We start from the raw sequence: 3,563 nt of genomic DNA, 5'->3' as shown, positions 1-3,563 counted from the left end.
GTAGTCGGTCAACGATAAAATATCCTGCGCCGATGCCCCGCGCCCGTGCAGCATAAGTACTACTTTTTTAGCTGTTTCCAGCGATGCACCTTTTGTGGCTGTGTTGTTTGGGTTGTGTTGTAGGTTCATGTTTTTTTAAGTTTTCCTGAATTAACGGATGGACTGTCTTCGACCGCCAAGCAGTCTTCGGCTCCGCTCAGACTGACAAAGGGCAATTGTCAGTATGAGCGGACAGGGCCGCCTGGCGGCCGAAGACCTCATTACAACACCAACTCCGGCAACGCCGCCTCGATCTTCACGCGGCGCGGCTCGTACCACTCGGGTAGTTTGAGCGAAGTACCCAGTGCGTCCAGGGCTTCGTCCACGGCGAAGCCTGGCGGGTTAGTCGCAATCTCGAACAGAATGCCGCCTGGCTCTCGGTAATAGATGCTATGAAAATACTGCCGATCCAGTACCTCGGTGGGTTGGTAACCTGCTGACAGAAGTTGCTCGCGGATTTCGAGTTGCGTTTCGTCGGTGTCGGTCGAGAAAGCCACGTGATGCACCGACCCCGCGCCCTGCAAGGCCCGCACGTCCTGGGGCGAATGCACTACGTCTACAAAATTACCCGGCCCACCTTCGCCAGCCTGGAAGCGGAAGATGCCGTTTTCCTCAGCTACCAGTGTATGTTGCATCGGGTCGGTCAGCAGCGCTACGGTGCGATCGACATTGCGCTCGTTGAGCGATACAGTGTGAAAGCCGCGCACGGCGTATTCCGCCGGAATTTTGCCATTGTCCCAGCCGGGACGGTTGTCCGATGAAGTGGCGACTAGTTCCACGCCCATGCCGTCGTAGTCCTCGAAGCGGAGGTAGTTTTCATTAAAGCGGTTGTGCGGGCCGGAAAACGGAATGTTGAATTCCGTCAGCCGATCCATCCAGTAACTCAGCGACACCGTGGGAATGGAAAATGCCGTGTAGGTCAGTTGGCCGATGCCTTTGCGACCGCGCACCAATCCGGCGTAGGGAAAAAACGTCAGAATAGTACCTGGCGAGCCGACTTCATCGCCGTAATAGAGGTGATAGACATCGGGCGCATCGAAATTGACGGTTTTCTTGACCATCCTCAAACCTAAAATGCCGACGTAGAAATCGACGTTACGCTGTGCGTTGCTGGCCAAAGCGGTCACGTGGTGAAGGCCATTTATCAGATTTGCCATGATTTTTTGGTTTTATAAAAATGAAAACTTGTACCTTTGCCGCCAGTAAATCTCATAAGGGGTGCCCTACCGAACGGGCTGAGATCATACCCATTGAACCTGATTCGGGTAATTCCGGCGAAGGGAAGAGACGAAAATCCAATCCGCGTGAACCGCCTGGCCAGGCCCAGAAGTCGAGAAAAGTGATTTCTTACCTTCTGTTTTCACAACAAAACCAAGTTCCCTCGGGTTGGAAGCCGCTCAATTTTATTTAATATTTTTTCAACCCAAGATGGGTTTGGCCCCTAGCCTATCGTCAACTTTCATTCGCCATGCGAAAAGTTACGACCTATCTTTCGGCTTGTTTCCTTGCTTTGGGACTCAGCCTTTCTGCCATCGCCCAGCAAACATTCAGCGGGCAAGTCAACGATGCCGAAGACGGTAGCCCGCTGCCGGGCGCTACTGTCCGCGCCGGAGCCTACCGAGGTACCACGACCAACGCCAGCGGACGCTTTACGCTGACGAGCGTTCCTGCCAACGTCGAAAATATCATAATCTCCTTTGTCGGCTACGAAACCGTCGAAGTACCCACCCGAACCTTCCCCCAGGAACTGACCATTCTGCTCAAACGCTCAGTTTTCAATGCCGATGAAGTCATCGTCAGCGCGACGCGCGTCACCGACCGAAGCGGCATGGCCTATTCCAACGTGACCGCCGAGGCCATCGAGAAGCAGAATCTCGGGCAAGACCTGCCCGTGCTGCTCAACTTCACGCCTTCGCTCGTCAGCACCAGCGACGCGGGCGCGGGCGTAGGCTACACGGGCATCCGCATCCGGGGTACCGACGCCACGCGAATCAACGTTACGGTCAACGGCATTCCCTACAACGACGCAGAAAGTCAGGGCGTCTTTTGGGTCAATATGCCCGATATTGCCTCGTCGGTGAGCAGCATCCAAATCCAGCGCGGTGTGGGTACTTCCACCAACGGGGCCGGGGCTTTCGGCGCGACGGTCAACGTGAGTACCAACGAGTTCCGCCGCGAAGCCTACGCCGAACTGCTCAATTCCTACGGCTCGTTCAACACCCGCAAGCATACCGTGAAAGCCGGAACGGGTCTGCTCAATGGCAAGTTTACGGTGGACGTCCGGCTATCGCAGGTGAAGTCCGATGGTTTCGTGGACCGCGCCCGTAGTGATTTGCGCTCCTATTACCTTTCGGGGGGGTACTTTGGCAAGAAAAGTTTCGTGCGGCTCAACGTTTTTTCGGGCAAAGAAGTCACCTACCAATCGTGGAACGGCTCGCCCGAGTCGCGGGTGTGGGGTGACCGCGAGGGGATGTTGGCCTACATCGAGCGCAATGGCCTCAACGAGCGTGACGCGCAGAATCTGCTCAACTCCGACAGTCGCACCTACAATTCGTACCTCTACGACAACGAAGTGGACAACTACCAGCAGGATCACTACCAGCTCGTTTCGTCGCACACGCTGAATAAAAACCTGACGCTGAATGTGAACGGATTCGTGGTGCGCGGGCTGGGGTACTTTGAGCAATACCGCGACGACGACAAACTTAAAAACTATAAAATCCCGAACGTGGTCGTAGGCAGCGATACCATCACCCGCACCGATCTGATTCGTCGCCGCTGGCTCGACAATTACTTTTACGGCACCACTTTCTCGTTAGATTACAACAGTTTCAAGAAAGTCACGGCCAACTTTGGCGGCGGGCTGAACAAGTACGACGGCGACCACTACGGCCAGGTAATTTGGGCGCGTTACGCCGGGAATAGCAGCATTCGGCAGCGGTACTATGAGAATAATGGTACCAAAACCGACTTCAATCTTTACGGAAAAGTCTATTACCAATTCACGGAAAAGCTGAACGCCTTCGGCGATGTGCAGGTGCGGCAGGTACAGCACAAGATTCTGGGCGACGACAACCAGCGACGACAGCAGGATTTTGATCAATCCTACACTTTTTTCAACCCCAAAGCCGGACTAAACTACCAAATCTCGGAGCTCAGCACGGCCTACGCCTCGTACAGCATCGGCAACCGCGAACCCAACCGCGACGACTTCACGGAATCCACGCGCGACATCCAGCCCGCAGCCGAAACGCTGCGCGACCTGGAAGCGGGTTTCCGCATCCAAAGCAGCAAGCTGGCGTTCGCGGCCAACTACTATTTCATGGATTACAAAAACCAACTCGTGCTGACCGGACAGGTCAACGATACAGGCAATTCCATCCGCGTGAACGTGCCGAACAGCTACCGCATGGGACTGGAACTGGAAGGCGGCATCGCGCTGAACCGCGCCTGGAAGTGGAACGCCAACGCGACGTTCAGCCAGAACAAGATCGCCAACTTCACCGAGTACGTCGTGGATTACG

2 protein-coding genes and 1 riboswitch are annotated in these 3,563 nt (G+C 55.2%); of the genes, one reads left to right on the top strand and one right to left on the bottom strand.

Annotated elements, in window-relative coordinates; all coding sequences use genetic code 11:
* Positions 1 to 260: 260 nt before the first annotated feature.
* Positions 261 to 1,196, bottom strand: a complete 936-nt coding sequence (locus tag ACEW8P_RS03525; RefSeq protein ID WP_373511727.1) for a ring-cleaving dioxygenase — start codon at positions 1,194 to 1,196, stop codon at positions 261 to 263.
* A gap of 47 nt (positions 1,197 to 1,243) precedes the next feature.
* Positions 1,244 to 1,339: riboswitch (TPP riboswitch) on the top strand.
* 168 nt (positions 1,340 to 1,507) lie between these two features.
* On the opposite strand from ACEW8P_RS03525, the gene ACEW8P_RS03520 reads away from it, so the two are divergent.
* Positions 1,508 to 3,563: TonB-dependent receptor (locus ACEW8P_RS03520; RefSeq protein WP_373511726.1), on the top strand; the 2,056-nt coding region annotated here is incomplete at its 3' end.

It is taken from the genome of Persicitalea sp., assembly GCF_041751555.1.
GTDB lineage: Bacteria > Bacteroidota > Bacteroidia > Cytophagales > Spirosomataceae > Persicitalea.
This window is presented reverse-complemented; position numbering and strand designations above follow the sequence as displayed.

Bases quoted from the DNA above. Each gene is read 5' to 3' on its own strand.
- ACEW8P_RS03525 (WP_373511727.1), bottom strand. From the start codon at position 1,196: ATGGCAAATCTGATAAATGGCCTTCACCACGTGACCGCTTTGGCCAGC.